Here is a 24539-nt window from a genome sequence, read left to right as displayed (position 1 = left end):
CTTTTTGAAAAGAGTACAGGTAGGTGCAACATGTCTGAGCACGTTTCTAATGCATGGGAAGGATTTGTTGAAGGTAACTGGAGCAAAGCCGTTGATGTTCGCGACTTTATCCAAAAAAACTATACCCCTTACGAGGGCGACGAATCATTCCTAGTCTCTGAGCCAACTAACGCGACTAGCCAGCTTTGGGCTCGCGTGATGGAAGGCATCAAGCAAGAGAACGCGACGCATGCACCGGTTGACTTTGATACGTCTGTGGTTTCTACCCTGACTTCTCATGACGCCGGCTACATCGAAAAAGATCTGGAAAAGATTGTTGGTCTACAGACTGACGCGCCGCTAAAACGCGCCATGCTGCCTTACGGCGGTATCCGCATGGTAGAAGGTTCATGCCACGCTTATGGCCGTGAGCTTGACCCACAAGTGAAGAAAGTTTTCACCGAGTATCGTAAAACCCATAACCAAGGCGTTTTCGATATCTACACCCCTGAAATCATGAAGTGTCGTAAGTCTGGCGTATTGACTGGTCTTCCTGATGCCTACGGCCGTGGTCGTATCATCGGTGACTACCGTCGCGTCGCGCTATACGGTATCGACTTCTTGATGAAAGACAAAAAAGCGCAGTTCGATTCTCTGCAAGAGAAATTCGAAAACGGCGAAGATCTGCAAATGACCATGCAACTGCGTGAAGAAATTGCAGAGCAACACCGCGCACTGGGCCAACTTAAAGAAATGGCAGCGAAATACGGCTGTGATATTTCTCGCCCAGCAGAAAATGCGCAAGAAGCCATTCAGTGGACTTACTTCGGCTATCTCGGTGCAGTAAAAACCCAGAACGGTGCAGCAATGTCACTGGGCCGCACGTCAACCTTCCTAGATATTTATCTAGAGCGCGACATGGCCGCTGGCAAACTGACTGAAGAACAAGCGCAAGAGCTGATCGACCACTTCGTAATGAAACTGCGTATGGTTCGTTTCCTACGTACGCCTGAGTATGATGATCTCTTCTCTGGCGACCCAATTTGGGCAACTGAATCAGTAGCCGGTATGGGTCTAGACGGACGTACTCTGGTATCTCGTACCAGCTTCCGTTTCCTTAACAGCCTATACACCATGGGTCCAAGCCCAGAGCCAAACATCACTGTGCTTTGGTCTGAAAAACTGCCTGAAGGCTTCAAAAAATTCTGTGCCAAAGTGTCTATCGATACCTCGTCTATCCAGTACGAGAACGATGATCTGATGCGCCCAGACTTTGAGTCAGACGACTATGCCATTGCATGTTGTGTATCACCAATGGTGGTTGGTAAACATATGCAGTTCTTCGGTGCTCGTGCCAACTTGGCGAAAACCCTGCTTTATACCATCAACGGTGGTATCGATGAGAAGCTGAAAATCCAAGTTGCGCCTGAACACGCGCCAATGACTGACGAAGTGCTGGACTATGACAAAGTCATGGACCGCATGGATCACCTGATGGACTGGCTGGCGAAGCAATATGTAACTGCCCTGAACAGCATCCACTTCATGCACGACAAATACAGCTACGAAGCGGCGCTGATGGCACTGCACGATCGTGACGTACGTCGTACCATGGCATGTGGTATTGCGGGTCTATCGGTAGCGGCTGACTCACTGTCTGCGATCAAATACGCAAAAGTGAAACCTGTTCGTGACGAAGACGGTATTGCAATCGACTTTGAAATCGAAGGTGAATACCCAACCTTCGGTAACAACGATGAGCGTGTTGACCAAATCGCTTGTGACCTAGTTGAGCGTTTCATGAACAAAATCCGTTCACTGAAAACATACCGTGACGCTGTCCCAACGCAATCTATCCTGACTATCACCTCAAACGTGGTATACGGTAAGAAAACCGGTAACACGCCAGATGGTCGTAAAGCAGGTATGCCTTTCGCACCAGGTGCTAACCCAATGCACGGCCGTGACGAAAAAGGCGCGGTTGCGTCACTGACTTCGGTTGGTAAACTGCCATTTGCACACGCCAAAGACGGTATCTCTTATACCTTCTCTATCGTGCCAAATGCTCTGGGTAAAGATGAAAACACCCAGCGCGCTAACCTTGCCGGTCTAATGGATGGTTACTTCCACCATGAAAGCGGTCAAGAAGGCGGCCAACACTTGAACGTGAACGTGATGAACCGTGAAATGCTACTCGACGCGATGGAACATCCTGAGAACTATCCTCAGCTGACTATCCGTGTTTCTGGTTACGCGGTACGTTTTAACTCGCTGACCAAAGAGCAGCAGCAAGACGTCATCACTCGTACCTTCACCTCTTCACTGTAAGAGATGACCAAGAGCCCTTCACACAATAAGGGCTTCTAAAAAGAAAAAACCGCCGGCAATGCTGGCGGTTTTTATTTATCACCCTTTCCCTTTCACGATTTAATCCGCAACCCACCTCAGTGCCAACCAAAGCCCATCCGTTGCTAACGTCGCTTGTTTACTCAGGTGCTACACCACCTCAAAGTGATCGAGTTTGCTATCTAACTCTCGCGCGGAGTCAGCCAGTAGCTGGCTTTGTTCGGCAAGGTGAGTGGCCGCACCGCTCACTTCATTGGCCGAGTTGTGAATGTTACTCACATTCTGGTTCATCTCTTCCGAGACGGTGCCTTGCTGCTCTGCAGCCGCCGCAATTTGCACCACACGATCGTTAGACTGATGTAAGGCCGCCACCATGTCTTTGAGCTGCTGTTGTGTTTCGAGCGCTGTCGCCACACTCTCTTCACTGGATTGATGGCTCGAGGTCATCGCTTCCGCCGCTTCAATTGCATTGTTGGTCAGCTCCTCAATGGTGCCTTGAATCTCAGTGGTCGACTTCTGGGTACCTTGCGCTAACGAGCGCACCTCATCGGCAACCACCGCAAAGCCACGGCCTTGCTCACCCGCTCGCGCCGCCTCAATCGCCGCATTTAGAGCTAACAGATTGGTTTGTTCAGAGATGCCTTGGATCACTCCGGCCACATCACTGATTTGCATCACACCTTGTTTTACTTGGTTAACTAGCTTATCGGCACTGGCAATACGGTCTGCGACCTCGCGAATACTCGCCACCGTACTGTCTAATTTGTGGTTACCTACTTCGGCCATATCGGCAATTTCATTGGTCGCTTGCGCCGTTTGCTCTGCATGGTCAGCCACATCCGCCACCGTTGCCGTCATTTCATTCATCGCTGCTGCCAGTTGCTCCAGTTCAGAACGCTGCGATTGGATGCTTTGCGCGCTTTGTTCACTGGCCGAGGCAATCGACGACGCCATGGTGGACGATTGTTTGGCTTCATCATGCGCGATACGTAACGCTTCACGGACGCTGGTCATCGCCGTATCCATTCGACGTGCCAATTTGCCGATTTCATCCTCGCGCGTGTAACCACATTGCACACGCAAGTCACCACCGGCAATTCGGTCAAATTTTTCCACCAGCTCATCAAGCGGCATCACGATATCACGGCTCACAAACGCGCCCGCCACCAATAAGATCACCGCCGCGATCAACGTCATACCCGCGATCTGCCACGCAGAGGTAATAAACTGCTCTTCAATATCGCTGACGTGCACGCCTGAACCAATGATCCAATTCCAGCCATTTACGCGCTTCACGTAAGAGATTTTGGGTTTCAACTCCCCTTCTGGCGAGCGCCACGTGTAATCCAGCACCCCGCCTTCCGGCAGTTGACTCACTTTTACCATTTCACGCCAATGAAAACGGCCATCACCGTCCGTCAGTGAGCTAGCACTGGTTCCATTCAAGTTCGGCTTGATGGGGTGCGTCACTATGGTGAGATCAGGCTTCAACACCCAAAAATAGTTATCGCCGTCGTAACGCAGTTTATTTAACTGAGCAATCGCCTGCGCCTTGGCGGTTTCTTCACCCAATTGCGCCGCTTGCTGGCGATAGTAGTTCACCACACTTTCAGCAACCTCCACGTTATTACGTAACGAGGCAGTCCGCTCAGTGTACGCTTGGTCTTTTTCTTTTGAAATGGTGTAAGCACTGATTGCGCCAAGCAATGCAATGGCGACTAACATAAGCGCAATTAGCTTGTTCTTTACCCTTAAATCACTAATTTTTTTCATTATTGATTCCCAACTTTTTCGGCTTCAACACGTCAACGCAGCAAACCTTCGACGTATTCACACACATCTTTATCGATCCATGTCAGTTTCCTCGATGTGTTGCACGTAAGTTTGGGCAGACATAAGAGTTACCTCAATGTTGCCATGGTTTTTTCCTCGGTGTGATCTCATTGTGATGAAACGAAAAAATGGAACTGTGATCTAAGTTGGTAGGCACTGCAAACGACCATTCAGACAACTTGCAAAATCGCGAAAAAGACGCGAATTCCCTTACGTTGAGACGGGGTTTTGTAATAAAATAACGACATAGCTATTCGCAGTCTGGAGACACTTATGTCGGCAGTTGGTCGCATCCACTCGTTTGAATCCTGCGGCACCGTAGATGGCCCCGGAATCCGTTTCATTGTCTTTATGCAAGGCTGCTTAATGCGGTGCAAATACTGTCACAACCGTGATACATGGGACACGCATGGCGGCACAGAAGTCACCGTCGATGAAATCATGAAAGATGTGCGTGCCTACCGCCACTTCATTACGGCATCGGGCGGCGGTGTGACCGCCTCAGGGGGAGAAGCCATGCTTCAACCTGAGTTTGTGCGTGACTTTTTCCAAGCCGCGAAAGCGGAAGGGATCCACACCTGTTTAGATACCAATGGGTACGTGCGTAAACACACTCCAGTGATTGATGAAGTGTTAGACGCCACAGACTTGGTGATGTTAGATCTCAAACAACTGAATGATGAGATCCATGAGAATTTAGTTGGCGTATCAAACCGCCGCACGCTCGACTTTGCCAACTATCTCCATAAAATTGGCCAAAAGACGTGGATTCGTTACGTGGTTGTCCCGGGTTACACCGACGATGATGACTCCGCCCACCGTCTCGGCCAGTTTATTAAAGAGATGGATAACATCGAGAAAGTGGAGTTACTGCCCTACCACCAGTTGGGGGCCCACAAATGGGAAGCACTTGGCTACGATTACGAGCTGCAGGACGTTGCTCCACCATCAAAAGAAGTGATGGATAACGTCAAAAACATCATTAGTAGTTATGGGCATACGGTCACCTACTAATTAATCCCGTGGATAGACCACGAATAGCCGGCCATTTTGGGCCGGCTTTTTTGTATTACATATCACGGCGACGCGCTTTGGTCATCCGTGTCGCTTCGCGAATAATGCAGTCGCGTAACGGGTTCGCTGCCGCATCCGCGCGCCAAATAAACGAAAGCGTCCGCCGCATATTCAGCTCAGGTACATTCAAAGCAACCAGCTCGTCGCGCTCAATCCATTTTTCTACGTCCAAGTAAGGTAAGCAGCTGAGATAACTCGAGTTTGCGACCAAGGTTCTCAGCACAGGCACTTGCTCATACTCGCGGCGCACATCTAGATCTTCAATCACACCGTGAATCGCACTATCAAAGCTATGTCGCGTCCCTGCGCCGGGTTCGCGCAATACCCATTGCGCCTGCTCGAGTTGCGCCAAGCTAACGTGGTCAAGCTGCGCATAAGGGTGATGCTTTGCCGCAACCACGACAAGATGGTCATGGCACCAAACTTGTTGCTTTAAGCGGCTATCGTCACAACGCCCCTCGATGATCCCCAAATCATGTTGATACTGGCGCACACTGTCGATCACCTTCTGGGTGTTTTTCACCGTAAAGTCGATTCTAAGCTCTGGAAAGTCACTATCAATAATACTGATAAGGTCAGGAATAAGATGCTCGGCCGCCGTTTGACTGGCAATTAAGGCAATATCGCCACTGACCACATGCTGGCCGTCAAACCCTGCTTCAATTTGCTGCGCATCAAACAGTAACTGGCGCGCCTTCGGACGTAGCCACGCTCCCCAGTAGGTCAGCTGCATTTGCTTTCCCTGCCGTTCAAATAGCGGCCGACCCAATAATTTTTCCAACTGTGACAAGGCCATACTGGTGGCTGATTGCGTCAGTGCCAATTGGTCGGCGGCTCGACTCACACTGCCACTGGCTGCAACCGCTTCAAAAACGGCTAATTGCTTCAGTGAGTAGCGCATGTTTTTTTACCCTTCTACGATGCCTGATTTCAATGACACCACACTATCAACTTTTGTGATTATTACCCTAAGCAATATCAATTTTACTCCTTATATCGCGCCGCTTAGTCTGGATGTATTCACAATCCGTCTAAAAAGGAGTACAACCTGTATGTTGATGTGTCTTAGCCCTCGGGCAGAGTGTGCCGCCAGAGGAGACAGCCAATGGTGAGTGCAACTCAAATCAAAAAGCCCGAAGGACCCGCGGCGTTACTCGCTCAAGCTGAAGAGTATGCGGTGAGTAAAACCCGCAAATCCACCCGGATGGCGATTGGGCTCGCCATGATGGCCGGTTTGTTTATCGGGTTGGCATTTGTGTTTTATCTCACGGTTACTACTGGCAGCAACGCTGGCTGGGGGATTACCCGCTTGCTGGGTGGATTAGCATTCAGTATGGGCTTGATTCTGGTGGTACTGGGCGGCGCAGAATTGTTTACCAGTACCGTGCTCTCCATGCTGGCGCGTGCCAACGGCAAAATCTCAACCGCGGGCTTACTGCATACTTGGGCGAGAGTCTATCTCGGCAACTTACTCGGCGCCTTGTTGCTGGTGTTGATCGTGATGACGGCGGGGTTATATCAGCTTGATGATGGCCAATGGGGACTCAACGCGCTGCACGTTGCCCAACACAAGCTCCATCACACGTGGATCCAAGCTTTTGCACTGGGTGTGCTTTGTAACTTGCTGGTTTGTCTTGCGATTTGGATGACGTTTACCTCGCAAAATCCACTCACCAAGGCGGTGATGGTGATCTTGCCCGTGGCCATGTTTGTCAGTACCGGCTTTGAGCACAGCGTCGCCAACATGTTTATGGTGCCGCTGGGCATGAGTATTGCCACCTTTGCCCCTGACAGTTTTTGGCAGGCGGTGGGAGCCAGCCCAGACGCATTTAGCGATTTAAACTTGGTCCGATTTATCAGCGCCAATCTGATCCCAGTCACCCTTGGCAATATCCTTGGGGGCGCAGGACTGGTCGGCATGGGCTACTGGCTAATTATTAACCCTGAAAGAGAAAAGAAAACAGCGCAGATTGCTTCACTCGCTCTGCCTTCGGCTTCCTATTCTGAGAGTGCGATTATGACCCAAGAAACATTAACCATCGAAAAACACATGAAACCCGCTCAGTGCGCATTGAACGCACGCCAGTATGTTGCCGATGCACTAGAAAAGCTTAACCAATATCAGTTATCCGGCGCACCGGTTCTCGACGATGACGGTGATCTGGTGGGCTTTTTCTCGGTGCAAGATGTTCTCGTCGACCTGTGGTGGAACGATTATCAGCCGGATATGGATGCCAAAGTTGAATCCCTGATGCGCACTGAAGTACAAACCGTGGATGCCGAGCAATCAGTGATTGAACTGGCGCAATATATGAGCATTGATAACAAAGTGGTTTATCCGGTCAGCGATACCGGGATCGCCACCCACTTTACCAATCAATCCGCGCTAGAGCGTGCGAAAACACAGACGGTCTCGCGCCCATACATCTATCCAGTGATGCGCGATAATCAGCTGGTTGGCGTGATTACCCGTGCCGATGTGGTCCGAGCGCTAGCGCCCTTATATGGTAATGCCATGGATATCTTGCCAGCAGACGCCAAAGAAGGACTCGTCACCGCGTAACAGACAGAGACGCTAAGCCTCATATAACAACGCCCCAGCCAATGACTGGGGCGTTTCTTTATCGTTTGTTGCCTTATCGGTTCTGATCGATGTTAAGCCGCACTGAGGTCGGGCATTTGACGACGCTCTTTCACATACATCACCAACATATAAACCGCCGTACTTAACAAACAAACGGCTAAATAGGTCATCAAACCATTGGTGCCAGAAAATGCGTTATCTGCCAGCAACGGGCCTGATACGGAGCCGACGCTATACGCGAGTAGCAGCACTTCGGTGGCCGCCACGATTTTCTCAGCGGCCAGCCCGACACAGGCATAGGTAATCGCTACAGGATAAATCGCAAACACAGCGGCACCCAACACAACTAGTCCGATACCCATTTGCCATTGACTGCCCGCAAAAGCAATTAAGGCGACAGCCGCAGTGCCAATCACACATAGCCATGTCATCAGCAGCACTTTACTCATTCTTGCCGATACCAGACCAATAACGGGCTGTACGGCCATCCCGCCGACAATGACGAGCGCCATCATAGCGCCCACTTGTTGGTGATCACTGACTCGCTCAGCCAAATACAGTGGTAATAGGCCATAAACGGCACCGAGTGTCAGTCCAGACACCAAGCAACCAATATAGGCCGCTTTACGCAAAGATTTGAGCGAGCCTAAACGTGCACTATGGCCTTCCTCATGGCGAGGTTCGCCGTGACGTGCAAACAAAGGCACCATGATCGCAAGCGTAATCAGTCCACCAATAAGCCAATAAGGCTGATTGCCAGTCACGCCGACATAGCCCACGCCGAGCTGCCCTAAAGCATTACCGCCGTACAAAGCCGCCATGTAAAAACCTAATCGCTTCGCACGCTGGCGATCAGAATCGGCCATCAGTAACCAAGACTCAACCACCACAAAGACACCAGCAATGGCAACACCGGCCACAAAACGCGCAAGCAACCAGACGCCCTGCCCTTTAATCGCCGCCATGGCGGTAATGGAGAGCAGCACAATACCCAAAAACATCACCAGCGCACGGCGATGCCCCAGCGTCGCAACAATACGTGCACTGAACGTCGCACCCAATAACAAACCGGCGTAAAACGCACTGGCTAGCCATGCGGCTAGATGCGGCGCCAACCCCAAAGGTGCAAGGGCAAGCGGAATCAAGCTCATCAAATAGCCACTGGCAATCGCAAAGCCGGTTAAACTCACCAACGGCACCCAAGGGAAAGCCGACGGAGTCACGCAACCACCATGAGACACAGAGGAAGTCTTGTTCATTTAAGTACGCTCATTATATTGGAGAAATCAGGCACGAACGGGCCGAGACGCGCGCACTATGACGCCGCTTTTCGCCAAGGTAAAGCGAGTAATTTCTTTGCTGATGATAAAAAATTTTGATGGAAGGATTCACGGGCGCCTATAGATAAAAACGCCATAAAGTCAGAGGGATAAACGTAACACCTGCCCGCTTTTTTTAACGACTTTGTCAGCAGGTGTCACGTCTTTTTTATCGCTCAGGCGATAAATACTCGCGATCATAAAAGGTGCGTAACCAATGCGGCCGATACACCGCCATCACGGTCACCGCCATCCCATTTAGTAGCGCTTCAGGGAACCACATCAGCAACGCAATTTGCAGATAATTGTGTACAATTTCTTGCCAGCTATAACGGTCCGCCGCCCAATACCATAGCGAACTCACCGACAGCTGAAACACAATGGTCAGCGCAGCGCCCAAAAAAGCGGCAATAAAAATGTAGATAAATAAATGGCGCGTTAAATAATGATAACTCAGCGCAAAAATGGCATAGCTAAACAGAATGGGGAGCACGGCTGTGGTCAAGGCCGTCATACCAATATCGCCAAGGGGCACAAACCCAAACACCGCCATAAGCGTCAAAGGCACCGTGGTAATCCAAATGGCGATTCGCCAGCCGTGGCACAGAGCCAGTGTCGTGACACCTAAAAAGTGGATATCGAGCCCTTCTTTGATCCCTGCTTGCAAGGCCCAAAGTACGAACAGTACAACCGCGGACGAAAACGCCAAATGCTGGTAACCAACTTCCTGACGGAGTTTAGGGAAAAACTCCCGTGGGTAAGTGACATAAAGCACCGCCACAAACACAATCCAACCCAGCCATTGCCAGCCACTTAGCGCGGCTAAATCACTCATATCGCATCCTTACTAAAGGCAAAATCAACAATTGCACATGAGCGGGTGAAAAACGTGCTACGGACATGGTCCAGATCAAGATTTGCCCATCGCGCAACTGATAATCTTCTCTTATTGTTTGTCATCTTTGATAGACGCTATTTTACCTTTATTAGTGAAGAGGCCAACCGCGATGGATATGACCCCTGCTCAACGTCTTATTTTATCTAACCAATACCAATTGATGTGCCACCTCGATCCCTCAAACAGTGAAAAATATCGCCGTTTGCAGACCATTATCGAGCGCGGCTACGCATTACAAATGGCAGAGGTGATCAGTCAATTTGAAGCACTGTGTGAAACCCAGTGCCGTGAAGTGATTGATATTATGGAAATGCACCACGCCATGCAGGCCTCTTACAACCTATTGGATGACGCTAGCCAAGCCGCGTTGTCACCACGCCGCGTCCAATTCTGGGGCTTTGATGCCGCCACGGAAGGCGCGTTAGTGCACTACGTGCGCTTCTTGGTTGATACCGAAGGGCTATATACCCAGTTCGATCAAGGCGAGCATCGCTTTAATAGCCAGATGCCTATGCTGGAAAAATACCGCCGAATGCTCGAAATTTGGCGCCACTGCCCGCGCCAATTCCACTTAAGCCTGACCGAGATTGAGCGTATTCTCAACGCGTAATGTCTCGCCGCTGAATCTCAGCATCAAGCCGCCTTATTGGGCGGCTTTTTGATGGATTGTCCCCTTGGTTGGCTTATCTGGCTTGTCGAACCGTTAACAACGCCGTACCCTAAAGCGCATCAAAGCCAAGATTCTGACCAACCATGATTTATCGATGCCCACTGTGCCAACAAACCTTGCACACTAACGCGCGTGGTGTTCACTGCGACGCCAACCATCAATTTGATCAAGCCAAAGAAGGCTACCTGAACCTACTGCCGGTTCAATTTAAGCGCTCCAAAGATCCGGGTGACAACAAAGCCATGACGCAAGCGCGTCGCGCCTTTCTTAATGCAGGGCATTATGCGCCGATGCGCCAAGCGATGATTGATGCGCTAACCCAAGCGCTGAATGGCGAGCACAAGGCTATCTTGGACGTGGGCTGCGGCGAAGGCTACTACACCCACGCGATTGCCGACCAAACTGCAGATAAACACTGGTCCGTGCACGGCCTTGATATCGCCAAAGTGGCGGTCCGTTATGCCGCCAAATGGTATCCACAGTGTCAGTTTTCAGTGGCGTCCTCACAGCGACTGCCCTTTCACGACAACAGCCTCGATGGCGTCGTCCGTATCTACGCGCCCTGTAATGGCGAAGAGCTCGACCGCGCGGTGAAACCGCAAGGCGTGGTGGTCACCGTTACCCCCGGCCCTCGTCATCTTTATCAACTCAAAGCGGGGATCTATCAGGATGTGCGGTTACATGAAACACCGCCAGAAACGCTGCCCAACTTTGTGCTTGAGAAGGAGCAATCGCTGCACTACACCATGACGCTCGCCGGTGAGCAAGCACTCACCTTACTGCAAATGACACCATTTGCGTGGCGTGCTAGTGACGCATGGCGTGACACCTTAGCGAACAGCGACGCCTTCGAGTGCGAAGCAGACTTTACATTGCGCGTTTATCGTCACCAAGGAACGGACAGCCACTCAGAGGAGACCCCCAAGCCATGAACCGAACGTTTGCTACAAAAGCGCGTGGTTGGCTGTTAGCCGCGAGCTTGGCTTGTCTGGCATCAGCAGCCAGCGCCGCCCCACAAGCGCTTAACACCCTATTTGATTATCAAGTCAGTACGCCAGACGGCAAAGCACTGACCTTGGCAGAGGTCGCCAAACACGTGGATGATGCGGATATCGTGTTAATCGGTGAATGGCATGGTCACCCCGGGGTACACCGCTTTCAAACAGAGCTGTTGCAAGCCCTGTCCAAGCGTCATGCTGTTGCGTTGTCTATGGAACAATTTAGCCGCGATGCCCAGCCTGTGCTCAACCGCTATCTGGCTGACGAGCTGGGCGAAGATAGCTTTAAACGCGAGGCCAACGCATGGGATAACTATGATGGCAGCTACCGCCCACTGATTGAATTTGCCAAACAGCATAATATCGACGTGCTTGCCGCCAACTCCCCCAAACGCATGGTGAGCTGCATTGGGCGACAAGGGCTGAGTTATCTCGAAACACTTCCTGCGGCGCAACGAGCATGGTTTGCAGACACCATCGACACCCGTGACTCAGCGTACAAATCGGTTTTTAAAGCCAATATGCACCACGGCACCCCGAGTCAAACCGAATCGCAATACGCGGCCCAATTAGCTTGGGATGCCACCATGGCCGAAAGCATGGTGCGCTATCACCAAACGCATCCTGAGACACAAATTGTCCATGTGGCTGGCCGCTTTCACATTGCCGAAGGGCTTGGCACCGCACAACAAATTCGTCAGCGCGACAACAAGCTGCGTATCGCATTAATCACCCCCGTCAGTGATGAGGCGCCGCTTGCCGATAACGCCCCAGACCTCCGCTTGAAGGTGCAGCCTCTTCCTGCACGTTGGCGCTCAATGGATGAAATGCGTGAGGCCGTTAGCGCCATGAAAGGCACCTCTTCCTCGGTGTGTGAGTAACGCGTCCTCACGCTGTTGGTCAGCTTAGGCTGGCTGTTGGTCAGCGCTGGCTGTACGCAAAAAGCCTTTGTGCTGCAAAACGCCTAGCTACTAAAAAGCTCCCATAAAAAACGCCGACCTGCGGGTCGGCGTTTTCGTATTCTCAATATTAAAAAGGGTGAGCGGCTAGAACCAACGCTCCAACGCGGCACGGTCTACTTTAAACGCGCGACTTAACGCTTGGGCCAACTCTTTATAGCGAGGTTGGCTTTTCAACGGTTGCATGGCATGGCCTTGGCTGGTGATCTTCTGATGCAATTCGCGGTACCAGCCCGCTAACGCCGGCGGCAGTGGCGTATCACGACGCTTACCCAACCACCAAAGCCCTTGCAGCGGCAAACTCAGCGCAAACAACGCCACAATCATGGCTTGCGGCATCCCTTGGTAGTTATAGGTCGCCATTTGCAACAACACGCTGATGGCAGCAACGGCAGGCATTACTTTCATCGCAAAACGCGTGGTTTTAATCACCCGATTTTCTGGGAATACCGGGGTGAGCTCCTTACGCATCGGCCACTCTTTCATATACTTTTGGCCGTCTTGCAGGCAGCGCCAGATTGACTTGTTCGTTGCCATACCTACCTCACTTGCTTAGCGTGACCGCGATGGCTGTCACTAAACTTTTACAATAAAAACTAAACAAAATGTTCAAAAACTTTCAAAAATAGCCAGTATTACTCAAAAAATTTTTGTTATCTGTATCAAGTCCCGCTATCCTTAGCGCACTTTATCATTGTTGCTCGGATTTGATTGTCTCGCAACCTAATCCGGTTGTGCTCAATGGAGCGAATGCCTATCCAGGACGGATAAGATGCATCCTTTCCCCGCGACAAAGCATGAGATAATTCTTTTTTGAAAAGGTAGTGTCTCAGTTTGTCCACTATCCTTTTCAGTTACACACTCTACTTCTCACGACAAAATAGGTAGTCATACATGTCAAAGCTGGTTCTCGTACTCAACTGCGGAAGCTCCTCTTTGAAGTTCGCGATTGTCGATGCACAATCTGGTGAAGAGCATCTTACCGGTCTTGCCGAATGTCTTAACCTTCCAGAAGCCCGCATTAAGTGGAAAATGGACGGTAAACACGAAGCCCAACTGGGCGCTGGCGCGGCCCATACCGAAGCCCTGACCTTTATTGTTGACACCATTCTCGCCTCAAAACCTGAGCTTGCCGAGAACCTGGGCGCGATTGGTCACCGTGTAGTACATGGTGGCGAGCAATTCACCCAATCAGCCTTGATTACGGATGAAGTGCTAAAAGGGATCCAAGATGCGGCAAGCTTCGCACCGCTGCACAACCCAGCACACATCGTGGGCATTGAAGCAGCGAAGAAAGCCTTCCCTGCACTGAAAAACGTGGCTGTGTTCGATACTGCGTATCACCAAACCATGCCAGAAGAGTCTTACCTTTACGCGCTGCCATACAAGCTCTACAAAGAGCACGGTATCCGTCGCTACGGTATGCATGGTACCTCTCACTTCTTTATTGCTAACGCGGCCGCTGAGCAGCTTGGCAAGCCAGTAGAAGAAGTGAACATCATCAACTGTCACCTTGGCAACGGCGCGTCTGTTTGTGCGATTAAAAACGGTAAATCCGTTGACACCTCAATGGGTATGACTCCATTAGAAGGCTTGGTGATGGGTACGCGTTCAGGTGATCTTGATCCTGCGATCATCTTCCACCTGCACGATGCACTGGGTTACAGCGTTGAGCAAATCAACACCATGCTGACTAAAGAGTCTGGCCTGCAAGGCTTGACCGAAGTGACCTCTGACTGCCGCTTTGTTGAAGACAACTACGGTGAGAAAGAAGAAGCGACCCGTGCCATGAACGTATTCTGCCACCGTTTGGCGAAATATGTTGCCGGTTACACTGCTAGCCTAGACGGCCGTCTTGACGCGATCGTTTTCACTGGTGGTATCGGTGAGAACTCTGGCCCAATCCGTGAATTGGTGCTTGAGCGTCTTGGTCTTCTGGGTGTGGAAGTGGACAAAGAGCGCAACCTAAAAGCCCGCTTCGGCGGCGAAGGTGTGATCACCACTGACAACAGCCGTGTACCAGCCATGGTTATCTCTACCAACGAAGAGTTGGTGATTGCGCAAGATACTGCGCGCCTGACTGGCCTGTAAGGCTCACTTTTCCAACGGCTGATTCCACTCAGCCGTTTTTGTATTTGTGTCGGCTTTCCGGCACATTCATCAGATAGTAAGAGGAAGTCAACGTGTCCCGTACTATTATGCTAATCCCAATCGGCTCGGGTGTCGGTCTGACAAGCGTCAGCCTCGGCGTACTGCGAGCGATGGAGCGTAAGGGCGTTCGCGTCTCGTTTTTTAAACCTATTGCCCAGCCACATCACGGCAGCGACACTGATGTGACTGACCTCACTACCCAAATCATTCACGCTAATAGTGACATGAAGGTAGCCGAGTCCATGTCGATGCACGAAGCAGAAAACCTGCTGCGCTCTGATCAGGAAGATGTCCTGTTGGAAGAAGTGCTGGCTCGCTTTACTCGTGCGACAAAAGACGCGGAAGTAGCATTGGTTGAAGGCTTGGTCACCACGCGTAACCACCCATTCGCTAACCAAATCAACTACGAGATCGCCAAAACGCTGGACGCGGAAATCGTGTTTGTCACCACCCCAGGTACAGACAACCCAGCCCAGCTGAAAGAGCGCATTGAATTTGCTTGCACCAACTTTGGCGGCAGCAAAAACGGCAACATCTCTGGTGTGATCATCAACAAGCTTAACGCCCCTGTTGACGATGCTGGCCGTACCCGTCCAGACCTATCCGAAATCTTTGATGATGCGGATGCTGCACGTCCAACTAACGTTGAAGTCATGCAAATCTTCAACTCTAGCCCAATTCGTGTGCTAGGTTGCGTGCCGTGGAAAATCGACCTGATTGCCACTCGTGCTAGCGATATGGCGAAACACTTGAATGCCACCATCATCAACGAAGGTGAAATTCAAACCCGTCGTATCAAGAGCATCACCTTCTGTGCGCGTTCAATTCCAAACATGGTTGAACACTTCCGCCCAGGTTCATTGCTGGTCACCTCTGCTGACCGTCCTGACGTGATTGTGGCTGCCTGCTTGGCTGCGATGAACGGCGTGGAAATTGGTGCCCTGTTGCTGACCGGCGGCTATGCTATCCCTGATCAGCTTAAAGCACTGTGTGACCGTGCTTTCGAAACTGGCCTGCCAGTATTCACCACCGCGGGCAACACATGGCAGACCTCTCTCAACCTGCAAAGCTTCAGCCTTGAAGTACCGGCTGACGACAAAGAGCGTGTTGAGTTTGTGAACGACTATGTAGCGAGCCACATTGACGGTAACTGGATTGAGTCTCTGTCTGAAGGTTCTAACCGTGAGCGTCGCCTAAGCCCACCGGCTTTCCGTTATCAGCTGACCGAATTGGCTCGCCAAGCGGCGAAGCGTATCGTTCTGCCTGAAGGCGATGAGCCTCGCACCATTAAAGCAGCGGCGATTTGTGCTGAGCGTAAAATTGCTGAGTGTGTGCTGCTGGGTAACCCAGAAGAAATCAAACGTGTTGCTGAGCAGCAAGGCGTGACACTGGGCGCTGGCGTTGAAATCATCGATCCGGCCAAAGTCCGTGACAAATACGTTGCCCGCTTGGTTGAGTTGCGTAAGAGCAAGGGTATGACAGAGGTAATCGCACAAGAACACCTCGAAGATACCGTGGTACTGGGTACCATGATGCTTGAAGCCAACGAAGTTCAAGGACTGGTTTCTGGCGCGGTTCACACCACCGCCAACACCATCCGTCCACCGCTGCAAATCATCAAAACCGCACCGAACGCCTCATTGGTATCGTCAGTGTTCTTTATGCTGCTACCTGAGCAAGTGCTGGTCTACGGTGACTGTGCGATCAACCCGGATCCAAATGCAGAACAACTGGCTGAAATTGCCATTCAATCTGCAGATTCTGCCGCGGCATTCGGTATTGAGCCTCGCGTGGCGATGATCTCCTACTCGACCGGTAGTTCAGGTAAAGGGGCTGACGTGGACAAAGTTCGCGAAGCCACCCGTATCGCGAAAGAGAAGCGCCCTGATCTGGTGATTGATGGCCCGCTTCAGTACGATGCTGCGATCATGGAAAATGTCGCGAAATCAAAAGCGCCTGACTCCCCAGTTGCGGGTAAAGCCACTGTGTTCGTCTTCCCAGACTTGAACACTGGTAACACCACGTACAAAGCGGTACAGCGTTCTGCTGAGCTGGTTTCAATTGGTCCAATGCTGCAAGGCATGCGTAAGCCAGTCAACGACCTGTCTCGCGGCGCCTTGGTAGACGACATTGTTTACACTGTTGCACTGACCGCTATCCAAGCGAAACAAGCAGAAGACAACGGCCAAGCGTAAGCCTCGCCTCGTCTTTGATTCAAAAGCCAGCATTCGTTGCTGGCTTTTTTGCGTTTGGGTTCACAACGCGATGCCCTCACCCGATCTAGCATAAGGGTCCATCCTTGTTTTGGAGTCGATGATGGCCACTCTATTTGATCCCGTGAGCCTGCGCCGTACCCTGCACCAATACCCTGAACTGTCCAACCACGAAGCGCAAAGTGCGCGGACCCTTGCCGCCCAATTGCGCGCCTTCGGATTTACGCCACACACCGAGATTGGTGGACATGGCATTGTGGTTGAGATTGCCGGCAAGGCAGCTGGCCCCACCACCTTACTGCGTGCCGATTTTGATGCGCTTCCCATCCATGAACGCACCCAATGTGCTCATGCCTCAAACCATGAAGGCGTTATGCACGCATGCGGCCATGATGGCCACGCCACCGCCTTATTAATGGTGGCGCACACCCTCGCGCAACAACCGCCACAACAAGGCAAGGTACTCCTTGTTTTTCAACCCGCCGAAGAAACCGGTGAAGGGGCGGCGCGCATGTGTGCTGATCCCTGTTTAGCGACGCAAGAGATCGATCATGTCTATGCCTTTCATAATCTACCGGGCTTTGCTCAACATCACATCGTAGTGCGTTCAGGCACCTTTGCCTGCGCGTCAACCGGCGTCGCGATACACCTTCGAGGCAAAACCTCCCATGCCGCTTACCCAGAACGCGGCATCAGCCCAGCCAGTGCCATGACAGAGGTTATGACCGCCTTGATGCAACTACCAGAACAACATCACCCTGCCTTCAGTCTGGTCACCTTAGTGCACGCGCAGCTAGGTGAACCCGCCTTTGGTGTTTCGCCCGGTGATGCCACTGTGATGGCGACGCTACGCAGCGATGACAACGCGACCTTCCACGCGATGAAAGCCAGCCTGACCACCACGATTAACGCAATCGCGCAACACGCGGGGCTAGAGGTATCCATTGCATGGCACGAGCCTTTTATCGCCGCCTACAACCATCCGGATCATTACGCCCATGTGGTTGACGCCACCCAAACACTTGGTTTGTCAGTTCAAACACTTACCGAGCCAATGCGGTGGTCAGAAGATGTGGCCGAATTTCTCGCCCGTTGGCCCGGCGCGTTGTTTGGAATTGGCAGCGGAGAGCATCACCCACAGCTGCACAACCCTGACTATGACTTTCCGGATGCGATTTTATCGACGGCACATGACCTATTCTGCGCCTTGGTGACTCGCCATCACGGCATGGCTGCACCCTCAGCGCCACAATGAACACGGGCAAAATAAAAAACAGGCCTGTTACGGGATCCGTAAAGGCCTGTTCATCCTGCTCAACGCCGAGTCAGCGCTAACTCACCACCTTTAGAACGACCACTGGGTGCCGAGGGTAATGGTACGACCCGGATCCGGCATACTCACCACCGAGCCTGGTTGAATAGTGTAACGGTCCGTCAGGTTATTCACCGTCATAAAGACACTGACATCCGGCGTGATGTCATAGTGACTATAAATATCGACCAAGTATTCTGATGCGATAGCCACCACCGGGCTTGCGGCACCGGTGCCTTTTAGCCAATCCGCAGGGTTCGACTTGCCACTGTGATAACGCACTGTTGTACCGATATCGAGCCGATCATCCAACCATTTATGACCAATATTCAGGTGCCATTTACGCTCAGGTGGAATACGAGTCGGTGTGGTGCCCCACGCAAAGCCTAAGCTGTTACAGCGGTCCATGCCTGAACGTTCGGCTTGATCTTGCGAACACACCTGCACCCTGTCGTAAAACGTGGCAGAGAAGTGGCTATAAAACCCTTGATACGCGTAATGCGCTTGCAACTCGATGCCAGACAGCGACAGCTCATCATAATTGGTAAAAGTAAAATTACTGCGCCAAGACGGCATCCCCGGCGTGCGATCGAGCACACCTCCAGAAATAAAGTCACTGACGTGATTATTAAAGTAGGACACCGTCATGGCGGCACGGCGCGTTTGCGCAAGCCCCAGTTCCTGCAACCAAGCTCGGCCGTCTAAGCTCACACCGTACTCTTGGTTAAACGACACTTCAGGATCGAGCGGGTTATACGGATTGTAGCTAAACACCTCGTTAGAAATGGTGACTTCATACAAGCTCGGTAATCGCGCCGTGCGAGAGAGTTTGGCAAACACAGACGCCGAAGCGTTGATGTCATAATACAGCTCACCCAATAAGTCCCATTCACCGCGATAGTGCAAAGATTGCTGGGTTTGCTTATCCAGTGATTGCGCCTCATGCCAGTTCACCCCAAGCTTTGCGGTCACCGGCGCGAGATCGATTTCACTATTGGCAAACACACTCCACTCAGAGCGTTTTCCGTGGCGAGAGGTCGGCTCGCTGGTATAAAACTTGTCGGTGTCACCACGCGGTTCAAGGGTTTCTTTGGTGTAAGACACACCATAATCCACACTCACCGGCACACTCGACCATTCACTGCGGTTGACGATACTCGCGCCATGACGGTCGTTTTGATACTCATGCAGATATTGCTCTGCATTACTGCCTTTCGCCCAGAGACCGTTGTATTGGTTCAATTTGGCGGACGTGTGCCACGCATTCGCATGCAGATTCAGCCAGCTTTGCGACGGCGACGTATAGCGATAATTCGCACTATAAGCATCCACATCCGCGGTTCCTAGCCCCCACTGTGGCATCAAAGTGTCGCCATCTTTCTCGTAGGTATACCAGTAGGCCATCAGCACCTCGCCCGCCTCTTGGCGGTGATGACGATAGCTAATATCCGCCTGATGACCATTGCCGAATTCTTTGTCCAGTTTGGCGAGCCAAGAATCACTCTCAAAGCTGGTATTACCCACCTCTTGGCCTGCGCCAATCACGGGCTCTTCGTAGCGTTCAATGCCCTTTTTGCCGGCAAAGTGGTTGCCTTTTTTGCGATGGCTAAATGCCAGCACACCATCAAGCCCATCACTCTGATAACCCAGCCCTACCATCGCAGACCCGTTATCAAATCCTTGATGATCATTGCGGTCGGCCAAGCGATAACGCATTTGCTCTTGGGCATCGTCACTCACTCGCGGCGAGCGGGCGTTATTGTGGGCACGTAGTTTCACCACCGCACCAAAGCCCTCGCCATCGCGAACAATGTCTGTCGCATTGAGTGTGGTAGCGGTAATGGTGCCACCAATCGCACCGCTGGCATAAGGCGACCGCCCAATTGTGGCCCCTTTGTCTACCGACAGCGACGACAATAAGTCGGTATCAATGTAGGTACGATCACTCACCCCCTGATAACCACGCGAGGTATGCGTCGACTGCAAACTGCCATCAATCAGCATCGCAACCCGCCCATGCCCCTGCAAACCACGAATACCGGGATCAATCGCACCGGCTTCGTTGTGCATGTTATTGAGCTGAATACTGGTGTTGCCCGAAAAGACATCCGCGTTACTGATCCCGCGAACCTTATCCAAATCCTCACGCATCATCAGCGCATCGGAAAAGCGATCGGCATTGACCACCACGGTATCGATCGGCGCATCGTTTTCAGACACATCCTCTGCCGGTGCGGCAAGCGCGAGAGAAGGAAAAGCAAAAAAGGTAAGAATAAAAGAGGCGATTGGCTTTAACTGCATTGAACATTCCCCGTCAATAAAAAGCGACGGGGATGATAATGCAAATGGTTATCGTTTGCTAATCTTATTTAACGCAGATAATAAAGTAATAAAATGCTCAACAACATCATGAAAGCACTTATCCCAACGCCAGCCAAAATCCGACCCCAATCATCAGGGTGCCGGCGATTCGGTTCAGCAATTGCACATTGCCCTTTTGCTGCAAAAACTGACGCAAGGTACGCCCACCGCTGGCATACAGCATGAGACAACTGAATTCCGTGCAAAGAATGATCAACACCAGCACGCTCAACTGGCTGGGTAGTGACATTGCAGGGTTAATAAACGGCGGCAACAGCGAGATCATAAACGCCCAACCTTTCGGGTTGGCAATGGCGGTCACAAAGCCTTGCGCGGCCAACGACAATGCCGAGGCTTCATTGGGGCTATCGTCATCCTCATTTGGGATCGCCATCTTGCCGCGAGAGCGCCACATTTGTACGCCTAAATACGCCAAGTACACACCACCGACATATTTAAACACCTGAAATACGGCGGGATAGTTCAGCATCACCGTCGCCACACCAATAACAGAGGCTATCGCGACCAGCCCCACGCCGATAAGCTCGCCCCACATCATATGTAAGCTACGCTTAACGCCAATTGTCATGCCAAGGGTCATCGATAACGTCATGCACATGCCGGGCGTAACCGACACAAAAAAGAAGGTGGGAATAAACAGCGTCAGCATGGTGGTATCAATCAACAGGGGAGACATAAATACAACAGTCTTAACAGTTAGGTACGGAGGCTATCAGTTAACGCGCTTTGCCTGCAGAGATCAAGCCCTTCGCTTACTTTATAACCGGACGGTTAGACTTATTGCCATTTAGACGTCTAGAAGTAAAAATATCCATTGACTTGTTTTTAACGAAACCATAGCATCAATAACCAGAGAGACCCGACAGCCAAGGTGCAAGGCGCTGGACAGCTGCGAGATGTCATAAGATTTATCGCTAAGGACATGTGATGATTGAGATAAAACAACTCAACAAGGTATTCGAACTCGGGGAGCGCCGAATTCATGCCCTTAAAGACATCAATTTATTTATTCCGAAAGGAAAAGTGTTTGGTGTGATTGGCGCCTCTGGTGCGGGCAAAAGCACGCTGATCCGGATGGTTAACCTACTTGAGCGCCCAACCAGCGGCTCAGTGACCGTGGGCGGCGTCAACCTTACTGCGTTGCCCAACCGTGAGTTAACCCAGGCGCGCCGTAAAATCGGCATGATCTTCCAACACTTTAACCTGCTGTCGTCGCGCACCGTGTTCGACAATATCGCCCTGCCGCTGGAGCTCAGTGGTACTCGCCGCGATGAAATTGAAACGCGCGTCAGCGAGTTGCTGGATTTGGTCGGTTTGGCCGATAAGCGTGATGTGTATCCTGCTAGCCTCAGTGGTGGACAAAAGCAGCGTGTTGCTATCGCTCGCGCGCTGGCGCCAAGCCCAAATGTATTGCTCTGTGATGAAGCAACCAGCGCGTTGGATCCGGCTACAACCCAATCAATTTTGTCGTTGCTGCAAACCATTAATGAAAAGCTCAACCTCACCATTTTGCTGATCACCCACGAAATGGATGTAGTGAAGCGCATTTGTCACGATGTGGCGATTATTGGTGATGGCGAACTGGTTGAGTCTGGCCCCGTAGGCGATATTTTTGCTCATCCTAAATCCGAGTTAGCGAAAAACTTTATTCGCTCCACCTTGGATTTGTCGGTGCCACATGACTACGCCCAACGCTTACAAAAAGACTACTTTAAAGGCAGCTATCCGCTGGTACGTCTAGAATTTACAGGCGCCACGGTCGACGAGCCACTGATCAGCCAGATGTCTCGCTTATTTAATATTGATATCAGCATCTTAAGTTCTGACATTGATTACGCCGGCGGCGTGAAATTTGGTCTACTCTTGGCGGAGATTATGGGCCCGAAAAGTGCTGTTGATGATGCGATTCACTACCTAAACAAACACCATGTCGCCACGGAGGTACTTGGCTATGTCGATTGATGCGTTAACCCAATGGATTGGACAAAACCAAGCACTGATTGAACTGCTGGCCGATGCCACCGGCCAAACCATTTACATGGTGTTGGTCTCCGGACTGCTTGGCTTTGCATTCGGGATCCCACTTGGCGTGCTGCTGCACATCACCAAAAAAGGCGGACTGAAAGCGCAGCCACGGGTTAATCAAATTTTGGGCGCCGTCGTGAACATCGGCCGTTCCATTCCGTTTATTATTTTGTTGGTGGCTATCATCCCATTCACTCGCTTTGTGGTGGGCACCTCCATCGGCACCGCGGCAGCCATTGTGCCGCTTACGGTCGGCGCTATTCCATTTATTGCGCGTTTGGTAGAGGGTGCGCTTTTAGAGCTGCCCGCAGGGTTGGAAGAAGCCGCAAAAGCGATGGGCGCAACCCCAACGCAAATTATTTACAAAGTGCTGCTGCCCGAAGCGCTGCCGGGGATCATCAATGGTGCCACCATCACCTTAGTCACCTTGGTGAGCTATTCCGCCATGGCGGGGGCTGTCGGCGGTGGCGGCCTCGGGGACGTGGGCATTCGCTACGGTTATCAGCGCTTTGATACCACCGTCATGCTGATCACGGTTGTGATGCTGGTCGTGCTGGTACAAGCGATTCAATCATGCGGAGATTACTTAGTGCGTCGCACAAATCACCGCTAAACATCCAAACACATAAACACAACATTTGTCCCAGCCACTTGGGATGCCACACGGCCACAAGTGGTGCGGGACTACCGTCAAAACGGATACGTTTTTTAAAAGGGAGACAGACAATGAAAACCACGATTAAAACACTGCTTGCCACACTTGGACTGGCCTCAACCCTTGCCCTTACCGGCTGTGGTGAAAAAGAAGCTGCCGTGCAAGACAACAGCAAAATCACCGTTGGCGTCATGGCCGGTGAAGAAGCACAAGTGGCCGAATATGCGGTTCAAGAAGCCAAAAAACTCGGCCTTGAAGTGAAGCTCATTACCTTTACCGACTATGTGTCCCCTAACGCCGCCCTCGCCGATGGCTCTGTGGACGTGAATGCCTTCCAGCACAAACCGTACCTCGACGCACAAATCAAAGACCGTGGCTACGAGTTTGCGATTGCAGGCAACACCTTTGTGTATCCGATTGCGGCCTACTCTTACAAACTCGATAGCGTGGCCGATTTGCCTGAAGGCGGCAAAATTGCCGTGCCTAACAACCCATCGAACCTTGGCCGTTCGCTGGTATTGCTGGAGCAGCAAGGCATTATCAAACTCAAAGAAGGCGCCGGCATTAACGCCACCAAACTGGATATCGTTGAGAACCCGAAAAACGTGGAAATCATCGAGCTAGAAACGCCACAACTGCCTCGCTCACTGGAAGACGTGGACATTGCGATCATCAACAACACCTTTGCCGCCGGCGTGGGCCTAACCCCAAGCAAAGACGGCCTGTTTGTTGAAGACAAAGAATCGCCTTACGTGAACCTGATTGTGGCGCGCAAAGACAACGTAGACGCTGAAAACGTGAAAAACTTTGTTAAAGCCTACCAAACCGACGCGGTTTACAACGCCGCGATGGAAGTTTTTGACGGCGCAGTGGTAAAAGGCTGGTAAGCCAGTCCGCTCACCATACTTAAATACTCAAGCCCGCGCTGAAAAGTGCGGGCTTTTTGGTATCCGCTGAGTGATGATTTGGGTGCCAAAGAGTAAGATATGTTTTTTGTTAAATCGAAGCCTTTATCTGTTGCTCTAATGTAAAGGATGACGTATCTAGTAGAAAACTATGAGAGATTAATTCAAAAAACCACGAATGCCTTCACTTTTGCCCAAAACGGTTGGTACATTTAGACGGCGTTGTTTCCTAAATC

19 protein-coding genes are annotated in these 24539 nt (G+C 51.4%); 12 read left to right on the top strand and 7 right to left on the bottom strand.

Annotation, left to right across the window (positions count from 1 at the left end; translation table 11 throughout):
- Nucleotides 1–30 precede the first annotated feature (30 nt).
- Nucleotides 31–2307: a formate C-acetyltransferase gene (gene pflB, locus BGK46_RS11260; protein ID WP_069589356.1), complete on the top strand. Its 2277-nt coding sequence runs from the start codon at nucleotides 31–33 to the stop codon at nucleotides 2305–2307.
- A 168-nt stretch (nucleotides 2308–2475) separates the two neighbouring features.
- Here pflB and BGK46_RS11255 read toward each other — a convergent pair whose 3' ends face one another.
- Nucleotides 2476–4098: a methyl-accepting chemotaxis protein gene (locus BGK46_RS11255; protein WP_069589355.1), complete on the bottom strand. Its 1623-nt coding sequence runs from the start codon at nucleotides 4096–4098 to the stop codon at nucleotides 2476–2478.
- Between the two features lie 333 nt (nucleotides 4099–4431).
- Here BGK46_RS11255 and pflA point away from each other — a divergent pair, with 333 nt between their 5' ends.
- Nucleotides 4432–5172 carry a pyruvate formate lyase 1-activating protein gene (gene pflA, locus BGK46_RS11250; RefSeq protein WP_069589353.1) on the top strand — a complete coding sequence of 247 codons (741 nt, stop codon included), beginning with the start codon at nucleotides 4432–4434 and terminating at the stop codon, nucleotides 5170–5172.
- A gap of 55 nt (nucleotides 5173–5227) precedes the next feature.
- Here the strand turns inward: pflA and BGK46_RS11245 are convergent, their stop codons facing one another.
- Nucleotides 5228–6133: a LysR substrate-binding domain-containing protein gene (locus BGK46_RS11245; protein WP_069589352.1), complete on the bottom strand. Its 906-nt coding sequence runs from the start codon at nucleotides 6131–6133 to the stop codon at nucleotides 5228–5230.
- Nucleotides 6134–6340: 207 nt separating this feature from the next.
- Between BGK46_RS11245 and focA the strand changes: the two genes are divergently transcribed.
- The gene (gene focA, locus BGK46_RS11240) at nucleotides 6341–7795 is read left to right on the top strand and encodes a formate transporter FocA (RefSeq protein WP_371414236.1); all 1455 of its coding nucleotides are present in this window, start codon (nucleotides 6341–6343) and stop codon (nucleotides 7793–7795) included.
- 92 nt (nucleotides 7796–7887) lie between these two features.
- Here focA and BGK46_RS11235 read toward each other — a convergent pair whose 3' ends face one another.
- Together BGK46_RS11235 and BGK46_RS11230 are read right to left on the bottom strand one after the other, a co-directional pair.
- Nucleotides 7888–9075: an MFS transporter gene (locus tag BGK46_RS11235; protein ID WP_069589349.1), complete on the bottom strand. Its 1188-nt coding sequence runs from the start codon at nucleotides 9073–9075 to the stop codon at nucleotides 7888–7890.
- Nucleotides 9076–9304: 229 nt separating this feature from the next.
- Nucleotides 9305–9970, bottom strand: coding sequence for an energy-coupling factor ABC transporter permease (locus tag BGK46_RS11230; protein ID WP_069589348.1), 666 nt, complete (start codon nucleotides 9968–9970; stop codon nucleotides 9305–9307).
- A 172-nt stretch (nucleotides 9971–10142) separates the two neighbouring features.
- On the opposite strand from BGK46_RS11230, the gene BGK46_RS11225 reads away from it, so the two are divergent.
- The 3 genes from BGK46_RS11225 to BGK46_RS11215 all read left to right on the top strand — a co-directional run bounded on the left by BGK46_RS11225 (nucleotide 10143) and on the right by BGK46_RS11215 (nucleotide 12582).
- Nucleotides 10143–10643, top strand: a complete 501-nt coding sequence (locus tag BGK46_RS11225; protein WP_069589346.1) for a YfbU family protein — start codon at nucleotides 10143–10145, stop codon at nucleotides 10641–10643.
- A 143-nt stretch (nucleotides 10644–10786) separates the two neighbouring features.
- The gene (rlmA, locus tag BGK46_RS11220; protein ID WP_069589344.1) at nucleotides 10787–11635 is read left to right on the top strand and encodes a 23S rRNA (guanine(745)-N(1))-methyltransferase; all 849 of its coding nucleotides are present in this window, start codon (nucleotides 10787–10789) and stop codon (nucleotides 11633–11635) included.
- Nucleotides 11632–12582, top strand: coding sequence for a ChaN family lipoprotein (locus BGK46_RS11215; RefSeq protein WP_084781408.1), 951 nt, complete (start codon nucleotides 11632–11634; stop codon nucleotides 12580–12582). Before rlmA ends, BGK46_RS11215 begins: the two co-directional genes overlap by 4 nt.
- A gap of 165 nt (nucleotides 12583–12747) precedes the next feature.
- On the opposite strand, the gene yfbV is transcribed toward BGK46_RS11215, so the two are convergent.
- Nucleotides 12748–13197, bottom strand: coding sequence for a terminus macrodomain insulation protein YfbV (gene yfbV / locus BGK46_RS11210; protein WP_069589343.1), 450 nt, complete (start codon nucleotides 13195–13197; stop codon nucleotides 12748–12750).
- A 357-nt stretch (nucleotides 13198–13554) separates the two neighbouring features.
- Between yfbV and BGK46_RS11205 the strand changes: the two genes are divergently transcribed.
- From BGK46_RS11205 to BGK46_RS11195, 3 genes are all read left to right on the top strand, one after another.
- A complete protein-coding gene (locus tag BGK46_RS11205) occupies nucleotides 13555–14751 on the top strand; it encodes an acetate kinase (protein ID WP_069589341.1) in 1197 nt (398 codons plus the stop codon).
- Between the two features lie 107 nt (nucleotides 14752–14858).
- Entirely contained in the window at nucleotides 14859–17006 is a 2148-nt protein-coding gene (pta, locus tag BGK46_RS11200; RefSeq protein WP_069589340.1) for a phosphate acetyltransferase, read from the top strand.
- 118 nt (nucleotides 17007–17124) lie between these two features.
- A complete protein-coding gene (locus BGK46_RS11195) occupies nucleotides 17125–18279 on the top strand; it encodes an amidohydrolase (protein ID WP_084781406.1) in 1155 nt (384 codons plus the stop codon).
- Between the two features lie 90 nt (nucleotides 18280–18369).
- Here the strand turns inward: BGK46_RS11195 and BGK46_RS11190 are convergent, their stop codons facing one another.
- Nucleotides 18370–20637, bottom strand: coding sequence for a TonB-dependent receptor plug domain-containing protein (locus BGK46_RS11190; protein ID WP_069589337.1), 2268 nt, complete (start codon nucleotides 20635–20637; stop codon nucleotides 18370–18372).
- A gap of 118 nt (nucleotides 20638–20755) precedes the next feature.
- Nucleotides 20756–21394 (bottom strand): LysE family translocator, encoded by a 639-nt coding sequence (locus BGK46_RS11185; RefSeq protein ID WP_069589336.1) that lies wholly within the window; start codon nucleotides 21392–21394, stop codon nucleotides 20756–20758.
- A 251-nt stretch (nucleotides 21395–21645) separates the two neighbouring features.
- Between BGK46_RS11185 and metN the strand changes: the two genes are divergently transcribed.
- The 3 genes from metN (at nucleotide 21646) to metQ (ending at nucleotide 24285) form a co-directional block, all read left to right on the top strand.
- On the top strand, nucleotides 21646–22680 hold the full coding sequence (metN, locus tag BGK46_RS11180; RefSeq protein ID WP_069589335.1) for a methionine ABC transporter ATP-binding protein MetN: 1035 nt from the start codon (nucleotides 21646–21648) through the stop codon (nucleotides 22678–22680).
- Nucleotides 22670–23356 (top strand): methionine ABC transporter permease, encoded by a 687-nt coding sequence (locus tag BGK46_RS11175; RefSeq protein ID WP_069589333.1) that lies wholly within the window; start codon nucleotides 22670–22672, stop codon nucleotides 23354–23356. The genes metN and BGK46_RS11175 overlap by 11 nt, the downstream gene beginning before the upstream one ends.
- A gap of 113 nt (nucleotides 23357–23469) precedes the next feature.
- The gene (gene metQ / locus BGK46_RS11170; RefSeq protein WP_069589332.1) at nucleotides 23470–24285 is read left to right on the top strand and encodes a methionine ABC transporter substrate-binding lipoprotein MetQ; all 816 of its coding nucleotides are present in this window, start codon (nucleotides 23470–23472) and stop codon (nucleotides 24283–24285) included.
- Nucleotides 24286–24539: the final 254 nt, after the last annotated feature.

It is taken from the genome of Salinivibrio sp. SS2 (assembly GCF_001722075.1).
Lineage (GTDB): Bacteria > Pseudomonadota > Gammaproteobacteria > Enterobacterales > Vibrionaceae > Salinivibrio > Salinivibrio proteolyticus.
The sequence above is the reverse complement of the archived record's forward strand: the minus strand, read 5'-3'. Positions and strand labels throughout refer to the sequence as shown.

Excerpts from the sequence above, each read along its gene's own strand:
- pflB (WP_069589356.1), top strand. The coding sequence starts at position 31 with ATGTCTGAGCACGTTTCTAATGCATGGGAAGGATTTGTTGAAGGTAAC.
- BGK46_RS11255 (WP_069589355.1), bottom strand. The coding sequence starts at position 4,098 with ATGAAAAAAATTAGTGATTTAAGGGTAAAGAACAAGCTAATTGCGCTT.
- pflA (WP_069589353.1), top strand. The coding sequence starts at position 4,432 with ATGTCGGCAGTTGGTCGCATCCACTCGTTTGAATCCTGCGGCACCGTA.
- BGK46_RS11245 (WP_069589352.1), bottom strand. The coding sequence starts at position 6,133 with ATGCGCTACTCACTGAAGCAATTAGCCGTTTTTGAAGCGGTTGCAGCC.
- BGK46_RS11235 (WP_069589349.1), bottom strand. The coding sequence starts at position 9,075 with ATGAACAAGACTTCCTCTGTGTCTCATGGTGGTTGCGTGACTCCGTCG.
- BGK46_RS11230 (WP_069589348.1), bottom strand. The coding sequence starts at position 9,970 with ATGAGTGATTTAGCCGCGCTAAGTGGCTGGCAATGGCTGGGTTGGATT.
- BGK46_RS11225 (WP_069589346.1), top strand. The coding sequence starts at position 10,143 with ATGGATATGACCCCTGCTCAACGTCTTATTTTATCTAACCAATACCAA.
- rlmA (WP_069589344.1), top strand. The coding sequence starts at position 10,787 with ATGATTTATCGATGCCCACTGTGCCAACAAACCTTGCACACTAACGCG.
- BGK46_RS11215 (WP_084781408.1), top strand. The coding sequence starts at position 11,632 with ATGAACCGAACGTTTGCTACAAAAGCGCGTGGTTGGCTGTTAGCCGCG.
- yfbV (WP_069589343.1), bottom strand. The coding sequence starts at position 13,197 with ATGGCAACGAACAAGTCAATCTGGCGCTGCCTGCAAGACGGCCAAAAG.
- BGK46_RS11205 (WP_069589341.1), top strand. The coding sequence starts at position 13,555 with ATGTCAAAGCTGGTTCTCGTACTCAACTGCGGAAGCTCCTCTTTGAAG.
- pta (WP_069589340.1), top strand. The coding sequence starts at position 14,859 with ATGCTAATCCCAATCGGCTCGGGTGTCGGTCTGACAAGCGTCAGCCTC.
- BGK46_RS11195 (WP_084781406.1), top strand. The coding sequence starts at position 17,125 with ATGATGGCCACTCTATTTGATCCCGTGAGCCTGCGCCGTACCCTGCAC.
- BGK46_RS11190 (WP_069589337.1), bottom strand. The coding sequence starts at position 20,637 with ATGCAGTTAAAGCCAATCGCCTCTTTTATTCTTACCTTTTTTGCTTTT.
- BGK46_RS11185 (WP_069589336.1), bottom strand. The coding sequence starts at position 21,394 with ATGTCTCCCCTGTTGATTGATACCACCATGCTGACGCTGTTTATTCCC.
- metN (WP_069589335.1), top strand. The coding sequence starts at position 21,646 with ATGATTGAGATAAAACAACTCAACAAGGTATTCGAACTCGGGGAGCGC.
- BGK46_RS11175 (WP_069589333.1), top strand. The coding sequence starts at position 22,670 with ATGTCGATTGATGCGTTAACCCAATGGATTGGACAAAACCAAGCACTG.
- metQ (WP_069589332.1), top strand. The coding sequence starts at position 23,470 with ATGAAAACCACGATTAAAACACTGCTTGCCACACTTGGACTGGCCTCA.